Here is an 18709-nt window from a genome sequence, read left to right on the forward strand (position 1 = left end):
GGAGGAGTTTCAACATGGCAAAAAAGTTGAAGAAAGTGGATGCCGTCATTCTCGGCTCAGGATGGGCAGGCGGCATCATCGGCGCGGAACTCGCGAAGAAGGGCTACAAAGTCGTCGCACTCGAACGTGGCGGCAGCCAGAAAGTGGAGGATTTCGTCGGCGGGAAGGACGAATTGCGCTTCTCCCAGCGGTATGCGCTCATGCAGGATCTGTCGAAGGAGACGATGACGTCCCGGTCGACCGAAGACGAAGAAGCGCTGCCTGTCCGGAACAACAAAGACGCGCTCATCGGCACGGACACCGGCGGCTCCGGCGTGCATTGGAACGGGGTCAACTTCCGCTACCGTCCGTACGACTTCGAAATCCGCAGCCAGACCGTCGAGCGTTACGGGGAAGTCAAGATCCCGAAAGGCATGACGCTTCAGGACTGGGGGATTACATACGACGAACTTGAGCCCTATTATGATAAATACGAAAAAATGGCGGGGATTTCCGGCGAAGTGAACCCGGTCGGTCCGAAACGATCGGAGGACTACCCGAACCCTCCCTCCATCGATACCCCGTCCATCCGCCTGTTCAAGGATGCATCGAAAAAACTCGGCTACCACCCGTACCAGATCCCGACGGCCAACGTGACGGAACAGTACACGAACCCCGACGGCGAAACGATCAACGCCTGTGTTTACTGCGCGTTCTGCGAGACATACGGCTGCCACTTCGGTGCGAAGGCCGACCCGATTGTCACTGTCCTTGCCACTGCGAAAAAAACAGGGAACTACGAACTGAGGAACCACGCTTACGTGACGCGCGTGCTGTATGACGGCAGCAAGGCAACCGGTTTGCTCTACACCGATACGCAGACAGGGATGGCGTACGAGCAGCCGGCGGACGTCGTCATTCTCGCCGGCTTCACATTCCCGAACACCCGTCTCCTGCTGCTGTCGAAAATCGGCCGGCCGTACAATCCTAAAACGGGTGAAGGCGTCATCGGCAAGAACTTCACGGGCCACTTCTCCAACATCAACTACCTCGGAGCCCGAGGGTTCTTCGACGATAAAAAATTCAACAACTTCGCCGGTGCCGGCGCGCTCGGCGCGACATTCGACGACTTCGCAGCAGACGACTTCGATCATAAGGACCTGAACTTCCTGCACGGTTTCGAAGTCCAGCACCAGACGACCGGATTCCGGCCGATCGAGTACAACTTCGTGCCGAAGGGGACTCCGACATGGGGCGAGGAATTCAAGGACAAATCATTGTTCTACACGAACCGCAACCTGTACGTCAATGCACTCACCGGGACTCTTCCGTGGACGCACAACTACATGGACCTCGACCCGACCTACACGGATTTCAATGGTGATCCGCTGCTCCGGATCACGAACAGATACACCGATCAGGACCGTAACCTGATCCGCTATGCGATCGATATATGCAAGAAGATCATGACGGAAATGGGGGCCGATTCCGTCGAAGCCGATGAAGTGCCGGATGACGTGGAATTCAACAATTCGTATACGACGGGACATTTTGCAGGCGGCGTCATCATGGGCGACGACCCGCAGACGTCCGCGGTCAACAGCTACCAGCAGATGTGGGACGTCGACAACCTGTTCGTCGCAGGCGCTTCGTCGTTCCCGCACTTCGGCAACTACAACCCGACCGAAACCGTCGGCGCCCTCGCCTATCGCACTGCCGAAGGGATCGACACCTTCCTGAAAAACGGCGGACAGCTCGTGAAAACGAAGACTGCAAGCTTGTAACACCCGCCTCCAGCCTGCCCGGCTGGAGGTTTTCCATTTCCGGTGCCTGTGCGTCACACAATTCGGACACTATTCCGAATTGCGTTCAAGTTGTGTGACGCACAGGCACCCGATCGAACGTGAAAACACCCCCGACCGTCCGTCCCGGTCAGGGGTGTTTCCGTGATCAGCTGACGCCTGCCGAGTTGAAATACTGCTCTTCGGCTGCGTTGAACTGGTTGGTATACGTATTGAACCGGTCGATGGCCGCCGCGATCTTCCCGGTCTCTTCATGGATGGCCGACATGTCGGCATCGAGCTGTTTCAGATCGAACTGGCCCTGCTCCAGCTTCGCAAAGAAGTCGTCCTCTGCGTCGAGCTGCTTATGATACGCCGCGAAGAACGCAGCCATTTCCTTTTCCCGGCTCTCGAGCAGCGCCGCAAGCTTATCCGCCTGCTTGCGCTGTCCGTCATCTTTGATGAGCTTCGCGGTTTCCCGCACGTCCTTCACCTGCTGCCGGACTTCCCGGTATGCCGCTTCATTCTCCTCAAGCAGCCCCCGCTCCGTCCCGACCTCGCGGCTGCCCGCAAGTTTCCGGACAGCATCAGCATCGGCATGATCCAGCTGAAGTACACCGTCGTATATTACGCGCACCCGCTCCCGCTCTTTCGCGAGCGCCTGCTGGCCGTCACGGAACGTCTTCTCGATATTCGCTGTCTGCTCCAGTGTCTCCTGGATCGCAGCAGCCTGTTTCCGGTCTGTCTGGCAGCCCGCTAGCAGCATCAGCACACTAGCCGCCAGCAGCCAAACGGCGAATCGTTTCACGCCGCATCCCCTCCTAAGCATCATCACTCACCACCACTGCAGCGGCCCTCACACTGGAACGTGACGGGCGGCATTTCATTCGTCAGCACCTTCGTCCGGTACCCCTGCTTCCGGATGAATTCCAGCAGTTTCGGCAGATGCTCGATCGTCGCCGGCTTATCATGCAGCAGGACAACCGGCGTCACGCCTGCCTGCGACATCCGCTGAATCGCCTGGATCGTATGCTGCACGTAGCGCTCATCCTTCAACTCCCAGTCCCGGCTGTCGACATTCCAGTCCCACACACGGAAATCCGTGCGGTCCAGTTCGTCGCGCATTTCTTCCGTCAAATACGGGATGCTTCCATATGGCAGCCGCACCAGATTCGTCCGCACTCCGGTGATTTTCTCGACGATGTCCCGGTCCTGCGACATCTCCTGTGCCGGTGCCGTCCGGCTGCTGTACACTTGGCGCGCCTCATGGGTGATCCCATGCAGCGCCAGCCCGAACCCCTCATTTTCCATCCGCTTCACCGGCTCCGGATGCGCCTCGATATTCGGCCCGAGCATGAAGAACGTCGCCTTCATCTGCCGCGCATCCAGCAGGTCGAGCAGCTTCCCCGACTCCTTCGACGGTCCATCATCGAACGTCAGATAGATCGCCTTCTCTTTCACATCCGCTGTATTCTGCTTCGCCACCGCTTCTTTGCGCGCCGTCTCCCGCTCCTGCCGCTCTTTCACGACAATCGACTGACGGAACGGCGACTCCCCGAAATCCGCCAGCGGATCAAACGACACCGCGAGCGGCGCCAGAGACGCAGCCTGCCCAGCATCCGCCGATTCCTTCTTCGCAGACGGCAGCATCAGCCCGATCGCCAGCAGCACAACCGCCGCCAGTAAAAAGACCGACAATACCTTCCCTTTGTGGTTCAATTGTTTCTTCATGGATGTTCCCTCCCTGCAGCCGATCCGACCCGATTCATCATGCCATTTTACCATTATTACACAAGAAACGACAGATTCCCACCCTCCGCCTCATTTTGATGGTACCTGTGCGTCACACAACTTCAGCACAATTCAGAATAGTTTCTGAACTGTGTGACGCACAGGTACCGCCATCCAGGTACCGCCATCCTGCTGTCTGCAGTGCCCCCTCGCTGGCCGGGAGTATCGGCCAGATGGAGGGAGATATCGGACAATCGGCGCGGGGAATCGGCCAAATCGAGCCCACAATCGGCCAAATGGGCAAGTTTATCGGCAAACAGACACAACTCCCGCTCTGGGCATGACACACAAGGACCGCTTTCCACAAAAAAAGAGGGATGACAGCATTATGCCGTCACCCTCTTTTCATTCGTGCGATGCAACGTTTACTTGTACAGCACAATTTCAACTCATGCGGCCGAATTTCTCAGCAATCCGTTTCTTTGCCGCGAGCAGCTCCTCCGTGATGAAATCGAGCCGGTCGTCCGTCAGATTGAAGCTCACACAGCCGACACTGATCGCGCCGACCACGCTTCCCGTCCTATCGCTGACCGCGACGCCGATGGACGAGGTGCCCTCCGTCCGCTCCCCGTGACTGACCGCGAAGCCCTTTTCCTGCACCACACGGAGGGATTCCCGGAACACTCCCTGCTCTTCCGCAGGAACGAGCGTGCGGACGATCGCTTCCGCCTCAGCACGGTCCATGGCAGCGAGCATGCTCTTGTTCGCCGCCCCAACATCCATCGGGATCCGGAGACCGAGCTTGTCGTAGATCCGGATCTGATTGTTCTCATTGTCGATCCTCTCGATGATGATCGCCTCATACCCGCTCCATTTGCTGAAGTAGATGCTCTCCTCGATTTCCTTGCTGAGCCGGTCCATTTCCGGACGGATCAGCGAAACGAAATCCATCGTATCGTAAACCCGCAGTCCGTATTCCATCCAAGTCGGCCCGAGTTTGTACAGCTTTGTTTCCATGTCCTGCTCGGCAAGCCCCTGCTGCACCATCGATTTCAAAATCCGATGCAGCGTGCTGAGCGCCAAGTCGCACTCCTTCGTCAGCTCCGATATCGAAATCCCATTCGTCGCCGTTTCCCTCGCCAGTATTTCCGTAATTTGCATAACCCGTTCAATCGCCTGCATAAGTTCACTTCCCGATAATAAATTCCATCTGAAAATTAAATTCAAAATTCATTGACATTATACCATACGGCGAATATATTTACAGATAAGGTTTCCTTCAAACGGAAACACTTTCCGTTAAACGGAAAATTGGAGGGTGAGATATGGCTTATAGCAATTCCATGTACAAACCGTTACAAAGCGTCATCATGAAAAAACCGGAAGACGCATTCCGATCCCAGCAGCATCTCGCTGACAACTGGCAGACATTCAACTACTTGCAGGAGCCGGATTACGACGAAGCACGCCGTGAGTTTTCCGAATTAATCAACATCATCGAACAGGCAGGCACGGAAATCTCCTACTTGCCGGCAAGCGATACGGTCGGACTCGACTCGTTCTATGCACACGACCCGGTCAAATTCACGCCGAACGGGGCCATCATCCTGAATTCCGGCAAGAAGCTGCGGCAGCCGGAAGCTGACGTCTACAAAGAATACCTCCGCGCCCAGGACATCCCGATCATCGGTGAACTGACAGGCGATGCCGTTTCGGACGGCGGTGACATCGTCTGGCTCGATGACCGCACGCTGCTCGTCGGCAGGGGCTACCGGACAAACGACGAAGCGATCCGGCAGCTCAAGGAAATGACAGCCGATATAGTGGATGAATTCATCACTGTCCAGCTCCCGCACGACCAAGGCGAGGAGGAGTGCCTTCATCTGATGTCGTTTCTAAGCATCGTGGACAAGGACCTGGCAGTCGTGCACTCTCGGCTCATGCCGGTGTTCCTCCGTCAGCTGCTGCTTGAGAGAGGGTTCCGCCTGATCGAAGTACCTAAAGAAGAATACGACCTGCTCGGCTGCAACGTTCTTGCGCTCTCACCGCGGATTTGTGTGCTGACAGACGACAATCCAATCACCCGCAAGCGGCTGGAAGAGGCCGGAGCGACCGTCCACACATACAAAGGGAAAGAAATCAGCCTGCTCGGCACCGGAGGACCTACTTGTCTCACTTGCCCGGTCATCCGCGTTTAACAAATTCAGAAGGATAAAGGAGAGAATCATATGTTTACAAATGTCATCGTCAAGAAACCGGGTAAAAGCTACGTCACAGGACTGACCACTTCAGATCTAGGGACACCGGATTACGACCGCCTGCTGACACAGCACGCAGCCTACGTCCAGGCTCTCGAAAAATGCGGCGTCGCCGTCACGGAACTTGAAGCGAGCGAGGAATTCCCGGACTCGACATTCGTCGAAGATGCAGCAGTCCTGACGTCCGATTTCGCCGTTGTCACCAATCCCGGAGCCGATTCCCGGAACGGGGAAATCGTCGAAATCGAAGCCGTTCTCAAGAAGTTCTACCGAAAGTTCTACTTCATCCAATCGCCGGGAACGCTTGACGGCGGTGACGTTCTGCAGGCGGAAGATCACTTCTATATCGGCATCTCAGACCGTACCAACGAAGAAGGCGCCCGCCAGCTGAAAGAGATTCTGGAGTCCGAAGGGTACGAAGCGGAAATCATACCGCTCGAGAAGTTCTTCCACTTGAAAACAGGCATTGCCTACGTAGGTGACAACAAACTTGTCGTCGCAGGTGAATTCACCGACCATCCCGCATTCAGCACGTACGACAAAATCGTGATCGAGGATCAAGATGAATACTCCGCAAACTGCATCCATGTCAACGACTACGTCATCATCCCGGAAGGCTACCCGGAAACGAAACGCAAGCTGAACGAAGCTGGCCGCCAGACGATCGAGCTCGACATGTCCGAAGTGCAGAAACAAGACGGCGGTCTCAGCTGCCTCTCCCTCCGCTTCTGAAGAAATAATGGTACCTGTGCGCCACACAATTCAGACACGATTCCGAATAGTGTCCAATTTGTGTGACGCACAGGTACCCGCCCTTAACATGAACTTAGTAAATCGATCGGGAGGACGGATGACCTATGAAAACCACAGAAGAGCCTCAACTCAACCGTTCCATGAAAAGCCGCCATTTGCTGATGCTGTCGCTCGGCGGCGTGATCGGGACCGGATTATTCCTGAACGTCGGCTATACCATCAACCAAGCCGGGCCGGGCGGAGCCTTGATCGGCTATCTGATCGGCGGACTGATTCTGTATATGGTCATGACCTGCCTCGGCGAATTGGCCGTCCACATGCCGGTCACCGGTTCATTCCAGAAATATGCGGCCCGCTACATCAGCCCATCCGCCGGCTTCTCTCTCGGCTGGATGTACTTCGTCGGTTCCGCCGCGACTGCTGGTGTCGAATTCACAGCGGCCGGCATCCTGATGCAGCACTGGTTCCCCCAAGTGCCGATTTGGATCTGGTGCGCGGTGTTCATGGTCCTGTTGTTTTTATTGAATGCGCTTACAACAAAGGGGTTCGCGGAAGCGGAGTTCTGGTTCGCGAGCATCAAAGTCGTCGCCGTCCTTGCATTCATCGTCATCGGCGCAGCTGCGATCATCGGCTGGATTCCGCTCGACGGCAAGCCGGCACCCCATATGACGAACATGGCGCCCGCTAAGCTGTTTCCGGCAGGGATCGTAATCGTCTTCGTCACGATGATGAATGTCATCTTCTCCTACCAAGGGTCGGAACTGGTCGGTATCGCTGCCGGTGAAACCGAGAAACCCGAAACGAACATCCCGAAAGCGATACGGACGATCCTGTTCCGCATCGTCGTCTTCTATATTGCGTCAATCGTCGTCCTGTCCGCGATCTTCCCGTCAGCCGAGCTGGGACTTCTCGAAAGCCCATTCGTCACGCTGATGGATCTGGCCGGTATCCCGTTCGCCGCAAGTATCATGAATTTCGTCATCCTAACCGCCATCCTGTCTGTCGGCAACTCATGTCTCTATGCGTCGACCCGCCTGTTATGGTCGATGGCCAATGACCGGATGGCGCCGGCCGTGTTCAGCCGGCTGACAAAGCGGAAAGTGCCGCTCAACGCATTACTATTCACGATGGCGTTCTCCCTGCTGTCCCTTCTGACGAGTTTCATGGAAGCCGACGCAGTGTTCGTGCTGCTCATGTCCATCGCGGCCATCGCCGTGACGATTTCCTGGATGGGCATCGCGACTTCCCAATTGCTATTCAGGAGGAAGTATTTGCAGGGCGGCGGCAAGCTCGAAGACCTCAAATACCGGGTGAAGTGGTACCCCTTCGTCCCGCTTGCGTGCATCGCCTTCTGCCTGACCATCCTGGTATTCCTGGCGTTCGACCCGTCACAGCGGGCCGGCCTCGTGTACGGAATCGGCTTCTTCATCGCCTGCATGGTCTTCTACAAAGTCCGTTTGGCGAAAAAACATCTATTGGAAGGTTCATTGCCGGTGAAATCGGCTGAAGTGAACCAGTGAGGACATTTCCTATCCCAAGTCAGGAGGCGATCGTTTTGAATGAATTACAATGGAACACCCCCGCGTCACTGAGGCGCCTGCTGACCGAACTCGTCAGCTGGGACAGCCGGACATTGACCGAAGGCGAGTGCACGTTCCCGCTGAAACTCGCGGACAAGCTCAGGACGCTCACCTATTTCCAGGAGCACCCCGAACAGCTGAAGCTGCATGACGCCGGCAGCGGGCGGAATTCCGTGCTCGCTCTGTACAAACATCCAGGTGCCAGGGACACAATCGTCCTGATCAGTCATTTCGACACAGTCTGGACGGAGGAATACGGTGCGCTGGAACCGCTCGCGACGCAGCCGGAAGAACTGACCGCCGCCTTATATGCAATTGCACACGAATTACCAGAAGACGCACGGCAAGATCTGCTCTCGGGTGACTACTTGTTCGGGCGCGGCACGATGGACATGAAGATGGGACTTGCGCTGCACATGGCGCTGATCGAAAAAGCGTCCGCCGAGCAATGGCCCGTCAACCTGCTGCTGCTGACCGTCCCCGACGAAGAAGTCAACTCTGCCGGCATGCGCACTGCGGCGGAAGAACTCGTACGGATGCGTTCGGACTTTGATCTGGACTACAAGTTATTTTTGAACAGCGAGCCGACGTTCTCCCAGGAACCTGGGGACCCGAAAGAATATGTCTACTCCGGCACCATCGGCAAGATCATGCCGGCCGCCCTCTGTTACGGCAAGGAAACGCATGTCGGCGAGCCGTTGAAAGGCCTGACCGCCACGTACATCTCGTCGTTCCTGACCGGGGAAATGGAGTTCAATCCGCTGTTCAGGGAGACGAGCTATGGAGAATCAGCGCCGCTGCCCGTCTCGCTCCAAGTGAAGGATCTGAAAACCGCTTACTCGACGCAGACACCGTACCGTGCCGCTTCGCTGTTCAACGTGTTCCTCATGGACCGGAGCGCGTCGGAAATCATGGATCTCTTCGAAGAAGCAGCAGCCCGTGCAATGGCTTCGTGCAATGAAAGATACCAGGCGATCTGCCGGCGGGAAGGGACGGAACCCGTCGGAGAAGTCCGCATCCTGCGGTACGAAGAACTGGTGTCCTATGCAACCAGCAAAATCGGCACTGCCGCCGTCGACACAGTCATCGCAAACACCGTCAGCGATCCGGCGCTGGATGACCGGGAGAAATGCTTCAAGATCACCGACGCGCTGCTCATCGAATGCCAGGAACTCACACCCGCTGCCGTCCTGCTCTTCGCGCCGCCCTTCTATCCGGCAGTGAACACATCGGAGGACCCGCTCGTCATCCGTTCCATCGAGCTGATGAAGCACACAGCGCGCTCACTCGGCACCGAAGTCGACCAGATCCACTTCTTCAACGGAATTTGCGACCTAAGCTACGTGCACTACACCGGTTCCCGTGAAGGCTGGACGGCATACGAACAGAACACGCCGGTCTGGGGCCGGACATACAGCATCCCGTTCGACGCAATGACCGCCCTCGATGCACCTGTGCTGAACGTCGGCCCCTTCGGCAAAGACGCCCACCAGCGGACCGAGCGCCTTCACATCGAGAGCGCCTTCGTCCGCCTCCCGCACATGCTCGAAACGCTCGTCAAAAGCCTCCGTCCCACAACAGCAGAGACACCATGACTTGGCTGACAGCTAATGAAAAGAGGTACCTGTGCGTCACACAATTCAGACACGATTCAGAATAGTGTTCGATTTGTGTGTCACACAGGTACCGTTCTTCCTGTTCTAGCAATCAAAAAAACAGGCCGGCCCCTATTTTCACGGGGGCCGGCCTGTTTCATCTGGTTATCTGCTAGATTTTCCTCAAGATGCAATGGCATATTATCTTGCAGCTGGCGATATCGGCCAAATCGGGCACGGAATCGGCCAGATTTCATGATGAATCGGCCAAATGACGCCAACAATCGGCCACTCAGAATGACTTATCGGCCAATCCAGCAAGTTAATCGGCAACCGGACACGATTCAGAATAGTGTTCGAGTTGTGTATCACACAGGTACCGTTTTTCTCGCTCTGGCAATAGAAAAACAGGCCGGCCTCCATTTCACGGGGGCCGGCCTGTTTCATCTATCCCTCTGTCAAAAATACCGCTTACCCGTCACTGCACCATCCCCTCAAACGCGCGCATCGTGCCGTCGAGCTGTTCTTGGGTTGCACTGACTGTCGTTTGGGAACTTTCGGTCAGGCTGCTCACTTTGCTTACCTCCGCCGCCATCTGATCGATATGCGAATTGACTTTTTCGATGGCTGCGTTCACATCACCGGCCAATTTGCGGACTTCGGTGGCGACCACTTGAAAGCCGCGCCCCTGCTCGCCTGCGCGTGCCGCTTCAATCGCAGCATTCAGGGCGAGGATGTTGGTCTGTACAGAAATGCTGCGGATGGACGCAGAGACCTTGCGGATCGTTTCCGTTTCCTGTTCCAGCGATTTGATCGCTTTCCGATTCTTCACCGCCGTATCGGTAATGGCTTCACTCAGCCCTTCCGACAACGACTTGAGCTGCGAGACAACGCCGACCGTTTCATTCTCCCGCTCTGTAATGTCCGTAGCGATTTTCAGGACCGCCGTCACATCGCCCTTTTCATTTTTCACCGGGATATACGTAGCCTCCAGACATACCAAGTCCCCCGACTTTTTCACCCGGTAGATTTTGCTCTGGTACTTTCGGCCTTCCCTTAATGTCTTCCACAAGTCCGTATATAATTTACTTCCTCGGAATTCCTCGGTACAGAACTGCCTGTGTTGCATCGTTCGGATTTCATGGATGGAGTACCCCAATGTCCGGGCAAAGTTTTCATTCGCCCATAACACATTGCCGTCCCGGTCGAATTTCACCATGGCCAAGTTTGCCTCGAGCGCATCCAGCACTTGCATCGCTTCAATAGCCTGATCGGTTTCGTTATTGCCTTTTGCCGGTCCAGAATTCACGTCCACTCACTCCTTCTTATGTAGATAAACTAATTAACAGCTTCATTACTAGTTTGCCACACTTTAGCCAATAAGGAAAGAAGTCCTGTTAATTTTATTCGCAAAGTAGTCATTAATTCCCTATGAACTAGGTTCAAGTCCGAAGGTTCGTGGATTGGTACCTGTGCGTCACACAACTTGAACACAATTCCGAATCGTGTCTGAATTGTGTGACGCACAGGTACCGCAAAAAATATAAAAAGCCCCCAGCATTATCGCCAGGGGCCTACCAACATTATTTCAATTCATCCAGCATCTCGCCGAGCTTTTTCACGCTGGCGGTTTCGTCCGTCATAGTGCGTTTCAGCAGTGCTTTCTGCCGGTCGAGTGCGCCGTTAAGCGCAGCCGTTTCGGCAGTGACGTCAGCATCCGCTCGGTCCCTCTTCGCCTGCAGGGAGTGGATCGTGTCGTACAGATCCTCGTGACCGACGATACGGCCGGTTCCCCACATCGTCTTCTCTTTCGGAGCTTTCATCACATAATCCGTGAAGTACTCGTACACTTCCTTATCGAAATCATACGCGTACCAGTTATTGTCCACGGCATACAAATACTCGTCCAATGGTGCAGCCAAGTCGCCTTTTTCAAGCGCCGCGACAGATGCCGCCAAGTTCTTGACGTTGTTCTGCGCATGCTCATGCGGGAAGATCGGCTCGTCCTCCCATGTCAGGCGCACGAACTGATCTTCAGCGTATTTGTACGCAGTCAGCAGTCCGCTGTTCAGTTCGCGGCTTTCATCATACAGCTTCTTCGCCGCTGCTGTGTCGCCTTTTTCAAGCGCAGCCGAATACTGTTCATTCACATCGGCGACTTTCTCGTTCACTTGTTTCGCCGCCGACGAAACCGCATCGATTTGATCAATCAACCCTTGTGTCTCGACGCCGCTCTCTTTAAATACATCCGTATCGACGCTCTTTTTCATCGCCGCAAGCCGCGTCGTGAAGTCGAGCGGCACGACCGCCGTCTCGTCGTAATGCATCGCGAGCAGGCCGTAGAGGTTCAAGTGGAACTTCAGCGCCTCCTGATTGTACGCGTCGTCATTGTCGAACTGCGAGTGGTAGTGGGAGTGCATGAACTCACTGTCCTGGAAGTCATTCCGAAGCGCCGGAACCCCCGCAATCCCGAACGAAAAGTCGTCCGACCAGGTGCGCAGCGGAGAAACGACCGAGATGCCGTCCTTGTACACGTCCGACAGCTTCGGCACATCTTCGGCGAACGCCGTCAAGTAGTTGTTCAGCTCATACACCGAGCGGATTTCGTCCTGCGTCGTATGCTCGAACGCCGGCAGTTCGAAGTTCATATTGGCAAACGCCTTGCCGACCCACTCCGGATGGATGTTGAAAATCTGGTTATAAGCGCCCGTCGACCAGTCGTAGCGGGTGTTCGACACGCCCCACTCTTCCGCCGCCAGCGCGTTGAAGATGATCGTCTTCTCCGGCTGGTACCCGCTGTCGATCAACCCTTTCGCCACACCCATCATCAGTCCGATCGCTGCATTGTCGTCCTGGAACCCGGCGAAATACGAGTCATAGTGCGCCGACAGGATGATGTAGGAATCGGGGTCCTTCCCGATGATCTTTCCATAGTAGTTATACGTTTTCCCATCCATTTTGACGGTCGATTTCGCGTCCAGCTTCACCATCATCGGCTTGCCGCCGCCTGCTTCAAGCGCCTTTTTCAAGCCGCCCGCATCAGTCTGCGACATCGAAAACGCCGGTGCATCGTCCGGTCCGCAAATATCCTGCGCATTCAGCGCGTCGGAATCGACCTCCGCGTAGCCCGCCTCCTGCACCGCAATCACCGCAGCCGCGCCTTTCACGTGCGCCTGGTACGCCGGATAATTGATCCACCATTCCTCCCGCTGATTAATGTCGATCAGCACGAGCTTGCCCTCCACATCGACGCCTTGCAAGTCCTTCGCCGTCCCTTTCCCGGCATAGACGACCTCATATTCCTTCTCGCCGTCCGTATTGAAGTTCGTCTGATAGCCGCCGAGAACTGCGGTATGCGCGCTGCCGGATTCATCCGTGAACGTCAGCTCCGCCTTCTCGAATTCCCAGCTGTCGACCGCAAACTCATCCTTCGTCACCTCTGCAAGCCCGATCGCCTTCATCTCTTCGCCGATCTTCTCGCCCGTCTTCCGTTCCGCTTCCGAACCGGCCGTCCGGTACCCGAGCTTGTCATTCGTCTTGAACTCTTCCAGATCCTTCGCAAACTCGAACGCATATGACACGTCCACTGCGGACAGATACTGCTCCTTCACATCCGCCAGCGGAACTGTTTTGACTTCCTCCACTTTCTCTTCCTTCTTCACAGCCACATCTTCCTTCGGCGTACACGCCGCAAGCGACAGCCCCACCAGCAACGGCAGCGCCGCACACTTCACAAGTTTCTTCATATATCACAGTCCTTTTCTGTTTTTTATGACTAGATAATTAAACGACAGAACCTGATAGATAGCAAGAGGAAAATGAAAAAAATGGTGCCTGTGCGTCACACAATTCAGACACGATTCAGAATCGTTTCCAATTTGTGTGACACACAGGCACCGCCAAAAGGGTTATTCAGACAACCTCCGCAGCACTTCGGCAATCACACCATCATTCGCATACCTGGCGAGCGCCCCGGATGAAAAGCGTTCTTCCCGCACCATCTGAGTCAGCATCGCTCTCAGAACAGCCTCATCAGCCGCCGGGATTGCCGACGCCATTTCATCACTCGATCGGATCCCCGCGTTTGCGAGCGTCTCGGTATAAGACGTGTCCGCTATACCGCTGTCGTGGAAATCGGCAACAAAAGATCTCAGCCCTTCCTCATAGTCCACGTAAAACAGGTTGGCCTCCTTCACCATACTTGCAGTGCCCCTGCCTTCCACGCTCTCAAAGTATGGCAAGTGGGAAACGAGTTTGCCGATCTTAGGCATTTGAAACCTCTCCTCTCTCGACTAGTCAGTAAAAAGGTAAAAAGGTGCCTGTGCGTCACACAATTCAGACACGATTCAAAATAGTGTTCAAGTTGTGTGGCACACAGGCACCTATTCACACCTATTCAAAAACATCGCCTTGGAAATCCCCCTCCCCAAGGTGAAGCTCGATAAATGAATGAAAAAACCGAATCCAGCGCTGCGCCCGTTCACTGCTTCACGAACACCGGCTTCCGCTGAAGCTTCACCTTCCCCTTGAACCGTGTCGGGTTCAACGGGGCGGTTGCCGCTTTCCGAGCCACAGGCACACTGTTCTTTCGCCGCAACCCCGTCAGCTTCTCGATGCATGAATGGTACCGGTCCCGCGATTTCTCGACATTGGACGGAAACGAGCAGTGCAGCGGATGAGGAAGCCGCTCGGCGATTGGAAAGTCCAGCTGACCATTCGCTTTCATGAGCCGGAGTTCCCGTCCCACTTCTTCACTCAACGGAACGATATAGGACGGCTGGACGATTTTCATCTCTTCGACAAACATGTTCGTGAAATAATGTCGCACATGACGCGGCAGGCTGTAATAGTTCAAGTTCCTGCCCCTGCGCACGAACCCGTACCACGACAGATTCGTCAAATACACGGAATCTTGGAATGCTCCCGTTTCGTATTCTTCCATGATTGACAGCATATATTGTGCACTTCGCTCCTGCTCATCCCCGCCCCGCCCGGGCATCAGCTTCTCGATTCCATCAAAGTCGATGAACGGCACCCCCGTCCTGCCCGCCCCGAACTGCCCCGGGTTGATTCCGCAAAAGACAAGACGTTGCTTGTTCTTAAAATAGTATTTCCGATAATAGGCACGCACCAATTCCACTTGTTCCGTAAAGCCGGGCAGGATTGAAATCCCTTCCCGTTCCAATTCTCCTATGACAAACTGTTCCTCAACCAAACGTTCCATAAATGAAACATGTAGATCGATAACCGTTTCCAAGTCATGAATCCCCTTTTTATGAGTGTAAGCATTAAGTTCGCCCCGTGGAAACAATTCAGAATAGTCATCGAATTGTGTATCACACAGGCACCCGCTATTCAGGCACTCACTCTGAGTTCATAATACTACAAACCGATCCCGCTGAGGGGGGTCAAATTGAAAAAATTTCTAGATGTCAGTGTTCTGTCTCAGCTTTCCAACAAGACGACATCCTCCACTGTGATCACCTTATCCAGCAGCCCGTGCTGCGGATCGCGGCTTGCGACCGCCAGACGGTAGTCGACTTTCCGCGTCATTTCACTGGCGATCTTCTTTGCGAGCCCCGCGTTGCCGAACGTTTCATCCCGCCTGTCATACAGATCGCGATAATGCCGGAACAGCGTCCCCTTCGCCTCATCCGTCATCCGGTAGCCGCTGCTATACAGCTCCGTAATGTCCAGGAGCTCCTCCGGCGTGTAGTCGTCCAGGTGCAAGGTCACCCCGAACCGGCGGCGCAGACCGGGGTTGCTGTCGAGGAAGCCGATCATCTCCTTTTCATAGCCCGCCGCGAGCACCAGGAATTCCCCTTGGCGGTCGGACATCTGCTTCAGCAGGACGTCGATCGCCTTCTTGCCGTAATCATTGTCGCCGCCAGCTGCAAGCGTATACGCTTCGTCGATGAACAGCGCACTGCCCATCGCCCGTTCGATCTGCTCTGCGGTGCGCTTCTCCGTTTCGCCGATGTGCGTCCCGACCAGGTCGCTCCGGTCGACTTCGACGAGTTCGCCGCGCTCCAGCAGGCCGAGCGCCTCGTAAATGCCGGCGAGGATCCGGGCGACAGCCGTTTTCCCGGTCCCGGGCTTTCCGATCAGCAGCGTGTGGTTCACAAGCTTCTCCGCCGGGACGTCCTGCTGCTTGTAATACCGCGTGAGCTCGATCATCTCTCCGATTTCCGCCTTCACGCCGCCAAGTCCGATGAGCCGCTCCAGTTCCGCCACCTTGCGTGCGAGCAGCTCCTCGTCGATCGGCACGTCATAGCGCACCGCCGTCCGGTCGGCCACCGCCCGTTCCACATCCTCCGCTTCGAGCGTCGTCAACACCGCCTCCGTCCACAGTTCCCGCGGAAGTCCGGCAATCCGCACCGACTGCTGCTCGGTGATCCGCCCGAACAGCGTCCGCACCATTCTGGCGTTGCCGAACGATGAACCGCGTGTCCTGTACCGTGCCGTGATTTCATGCAGCACCGCCTGTTTTGCCGCCCCTGTCAGCGCGTAGCTCCCCTCGCATAGGTCGATGAAGATCCGCATCAGTTCATCCGGCGTATAGTCTCGGAACTGGATCGTCTCCGTGAACCGGTCGCGCATCCCCGGATTCGCCGCGAGGAACCGGTCCATGTCCTCGGGGTAGCCGGCAGCGATCACGACAAATTTGCCCCGGTGATTCTCCATCGCCGGCACGAGCGTGTCGATGACTTTCATCCCGTAATCGTTGCTCGCATTTTTCCCGGAAGTGAGCGAATACGCCTCGTCGATGAACAGCACGCCGCCCATCGCTTCGTCGATTTTCGCCTTCGTCAATTCCTCGGAACTCCCGACGTGCGTCCCGACGAGATCCTCCCGCTTCACTTCGACAAGATGGCCTTTCTCCAGCAGGCCGACCCACTTGAAGAACGCGCCCATAAGCCGCGCGACGGTCGTCTTCCCAGTGCCCGGATTCCCCTCGAACACCATGTGCGGCGCAGTCACCGGCCCTGCCTGCAAGCCCCGTTCCGTTTTGAACCGGTTCACTTCCAGGAGGTTCATCATGCGCGTCAGCTTGTCCTTCACGCCTCCGAGCCCGACGTAGCTGTCCAACTCTTCCATCAGAAGCGTCAACATCTCCGGATTTTCGAACGCTTCCCCAGTGCCTACTGCTCCGGATAAACTCCGCTCACCCGGAACCGTCGCGGCTCCCCGGACCTCCGCTAATGACGTATTGATCAGCACCGGCTCGCTGTCATCCGTCCGCACCAGATCACCGCCCGCATTTTTCGCGAAGCGGCATTCCTCCATCACAGGCGCCGCCTTCTCAAGCCGCAGCCCTGCTTTCATCCCGTCAAGCACCTGCACGGATTTGAACGAAACCGACGGACACTCAAGCAGCACGATCTGATCGCCGCGATGCCCGTGCAACCGGCTGTCCGTGACAGCTGCCTGCCCCACGCGACGCAGCTTCAGTCCGGCCGCGCTGCCGTCATAGATTTCGCACTCTGACAGCGACAGCTCAGCGGACCCATCCGCCTCCACTTGCGTCCGGTCATGCCGGAACAGCACCGTCCGTTCCATGGAAACGACCCCCGACTGCCCTGCGAGCACGCCGTTCTTGCCGCCGTGCGAGATCCGGCAATCCTCGATGTCCGCTTTCGCCGACACCCCGAGCAAGACGTTCGTCCCTTTGTGGCCCGAAACCGTGCAGTTCGCCGCCTGCAGCACCGAATGTTTCATCAGCACACCCGTCGTCCCGCCATCCTTGACAATCGTCGCTGACAGCGTGATCTCCGACTCATCCGTACCCGTTATCTGCGTCCGCGGATGATGGCTGACTGCCGTTTCGGACACCCGAAGCCGGCTGCCCGACGCGCTGATGCCGCGATCCTTCCCGCGCGAAATCCCGCAGTCGAGCACCGTCAGCACACTCCCGTCGAGCGCCGACAGCTGCGTCTCCCGGTTGTATTCGAACGTCGATCCGAGCACCGTGCACGACGATCCGGAACAGACGAAGCCCGCTGCTCCGCCCGATAAAATCCGCGACTCCTGCAGCGACACAGTACTCCGCTCCGTACACACGAGCTGGTCCCCCGCCTGCCGGCTGATCAGTGTTTCCACGACGGACACCGAAGATCCGGCCGCCATCACCCCTACCGCCGCACCGTCCTCAAGCGTACACGACGCCATCTCAACATCCGACCCGTTCACCGCTTGTACATGCGCACCGGACTGCGCCTTGAACGCACAATCCTTCAACACACCTTTGGACGCGTCAAATGAAACCCCGGCACCGCCGCCGTTCCAGACCGTCACGGAATCCGCGTCGACCATACTGTCCTGCTCTGCACGCAGCTGCACACCGGCGCTGCCGATCAGCGAACTCTTCGTCAGCACCGCCCGGCTGCCGCCCGTTACGACAATCCCTTCAGCTTGCCCGCCGAGCACACCGCACTCCGTCAGTACCGCGTGACCGCCGTCATGGACCGTCAGCTGCGCCAACTCCACCGTCTCTTCAACGATGCAGCCGAACATTACAAGCCGCCCGGCAGTGGAAATACCCGCGAGGTTCTTGCGGAACACCGTCCGTTTCGCAGACACCTTCGCTTGCGCCGCCACCTGGAGGGCACACCCCTGGATCTCCGTAAACAGGCATTCTTTCAACTCGACCCTGCCCGTTTCCACAAGGAGCCCGCACATTTCGGAATCAACGCCGCCGCTGAACGTCAGTCCGTCGAACACCACATCCCCGTCTGCCGCCACACGCACTGCGCCCGTCAGCCGGACAGCACCCGCTTTCTTCTTCAATCCGGTGAGCGTCAGCGGTTTATCGACAACAAACGGCTCCGCATAAACCCCTTCTGCAATCTCCACCACATCACCCGGCCGCGCCGCCTCAACCGCCGCACCGACCGACTTGAAATCCGCCTCGCCAACCTTCGAAACCCCAATCACCGCCATCCCGCCTGCCCCCTTTTCCGAACCGAAACATATATTCTCATTTTATCACAGAATGAAGCAAAGAAAAAAAGAAGGTACCTGTGCGTCACACA

Annotated in this window: 13 protein-coding genes; 5 read left to right on the plus strand and 8 right to left on the minus strand. The window is 56.4% G+C overall.

Translation table 11 applies throughout. The features are described 5' to 3' along the window. The first annotated feature begins 14 nt into the window (after positions 1-14). Positions 15-1763 (plus strand): GMC family oxidoreductase, encoded by a 1749-nt coding sequence (locus NFU03_RS14890; RefSeq protein WP_251639913.1) that lies wholly within the window; start codon positions 15-17, stop codon positions 1761-1763. 166 nt (positions 1764-1929) lie between these two features. On the opposite strand, the gene NFU03_RS14895 is transcribed toward NFU03_RS14890, so the two are convergent. From NFU03_RS14895 to NFU03_RS14905, 3 genes are all read right to left on the minus strand, one after another. Then, complete coding sequence (locus NFU03_RS14895) at positions 1930-2568, minus strand: YkyA family protein (RefSeq protein ID WP_251639914.1); 639 nt, start codon at positions 2566-2568, stop codon at positions 1930-1932. Between the two features lie 23 nt (positions 2569-2591). Then, complete coding sequence (locus tag NFU03_RS14900) at positions 2592-3491, minus strand: polysaccharide deacetylase family protein (protein WP_251639915.1); 900 nt, start codon at positions 3489-3491, stop codon at positions 2592-2594. A gap of 444 nt (positions 3492-3935) precedes the next feature. Next, the gene (locus NFU03_RS14905) at positions 3936-4673 is read right to left on the minus strand and encodes an IclR family transcriptional regulator (RefSeq protein ID WP_251639916.1); all 738 of its coding nucleotides are present in this window, start codon (positions 4671-4673) and stop codon (positions 3936-3938) included. 143 nt (positions 4674-4816) lie between these two features. Here NFU03_RS14905 and NFU03_RS14910 point away from each other — a divergent pair, with 143 nt between their 5' ends. From NFU03_RS14910 to NFU03_RS14925, 4 genes are all read left to right on the plus strand, one after another. Beyond that, positions 4817-5689 (plus strand): dimethylarginine dimethylaminohydrolase family protein, encoded by an 873-nt coding sequence (locus NFU03_RS14910; RefSeq protein WP_251639917.1) that lies wholly within the window; start codon positions 4817-4819, stop codon positions 5687-5689. Between the two features lie 30 nt (positions 5690-5719). After that, positions 5720-6481, plus strand: a complete 762-nt coding sequence (locus NFU03_RS14915) for a dimethylarginine dimethylaminohydrolase family protein (protein ID WP_251639918.1) — start codon at positions 5720-5722, stop codon at positions 6479-6481. Positions 6482-6606: 125 nt separating this feature from the next. Beyond that, positions 6607-8022 carry an amino acid permease gene (locus tag NFU03_RS14920; protein ID WP_251639919.1) on the plus strand — a complete coding sequence of 472 codons (1416 nt, stop codon included), beginning with the start codon at positions 6607-6609 and terminating at the stop codon, positions 8020-8022. Between the two features lie 35 nt (positions 8023-8057). Beyond that, on the plus strand, positions 8058-9677 hold the full coding sequence (locus NFU03_RS14925; RefSeq protein ID WP_251639920.1) for a M20/M25/M40 family metallo-hydrolase: 1620 nt from the start codon (positions 8058-8060) through the stop codon (positions 9675-9677). A gap of 478 nt (positions 9678-10155) precedes the next feature. On the opposite strand, the gene NFU03_RS15745 is transcribed toward NFU03_RS14925, so the two are convergent. The 5 genes from NFU03_RS15745 to NFU03_RS14955 form a co-directional block, all read right to left on the minus strand. After that, the gene (locus tag NFU03_RS15745; RefSeq protein WP_285835459.1) at positions 10156-10986 is read right to left on the minus strand and encodes a methyl-accepting chemotaxis protein; all 831 of its coding nucleotides are present in this window, start codon (positions 10984-10986) and stop codon (positions 10156-10158) included. A gap of 274 nt (positions 10987-11260) precedes the next feature. Further along, the gene (locus NFU03_RS14940; RefSeq protein WP_251639921.1) at positions 11261-13423 is read right to left on the minus strand and encodes a M28 family peptidase; all 2163 of its coding nucleotides are present in this window, start codon (positions 13421-13423) and stop codon (positions 11261-11263) included. Between the two features lie 162 nt (positions 13424-13585). Then, positions 13586-13948 (minus strand): DUF6508 domain-containing protein, encoded by a 363-nt coding sequence (locus NFU03_RS14945; RefSeq protein WP_251639922.1) that lies wholly within the window; start codon positions 13946-13948, stop codon positions 13586-13588. Positions 13949-14157: 209 nt separating this feature from the next. Further along, positions 14158-14901, minus strand: a complete 744-nt coding sequence (locus tag NFU03_RS14950; RefSeq protein WP_251639923.1) for a uracil-DNA glycosylase family protein — start codon at positions 14899-14901, stop codon at positions 14158-14160. 221 nt (positions 14902-15122) lie between these two features. Then, positions 15123-18617, minus strand: a complete 3495-nt coding sequence (locus NFU03_RS14955) for a right-handed parallel beta-helix repeat-containing protein (RefSeq protein WP_251639924.1) — start codon at positions 18615-18617, stop codon at positions 15123-15125. Between the last annotated feature and the right edge of the window lie 92 nt (positions 18618-18709).

The sequence above is a fragment of the Sporosarcina sp. NCCP-2716 genome, from assembly GCF_023707985.1.
Lineage (GTDB): Bacteria > Bacillota > Bacilli > Bacillales_A > Planococcaceae > Sporosarcina.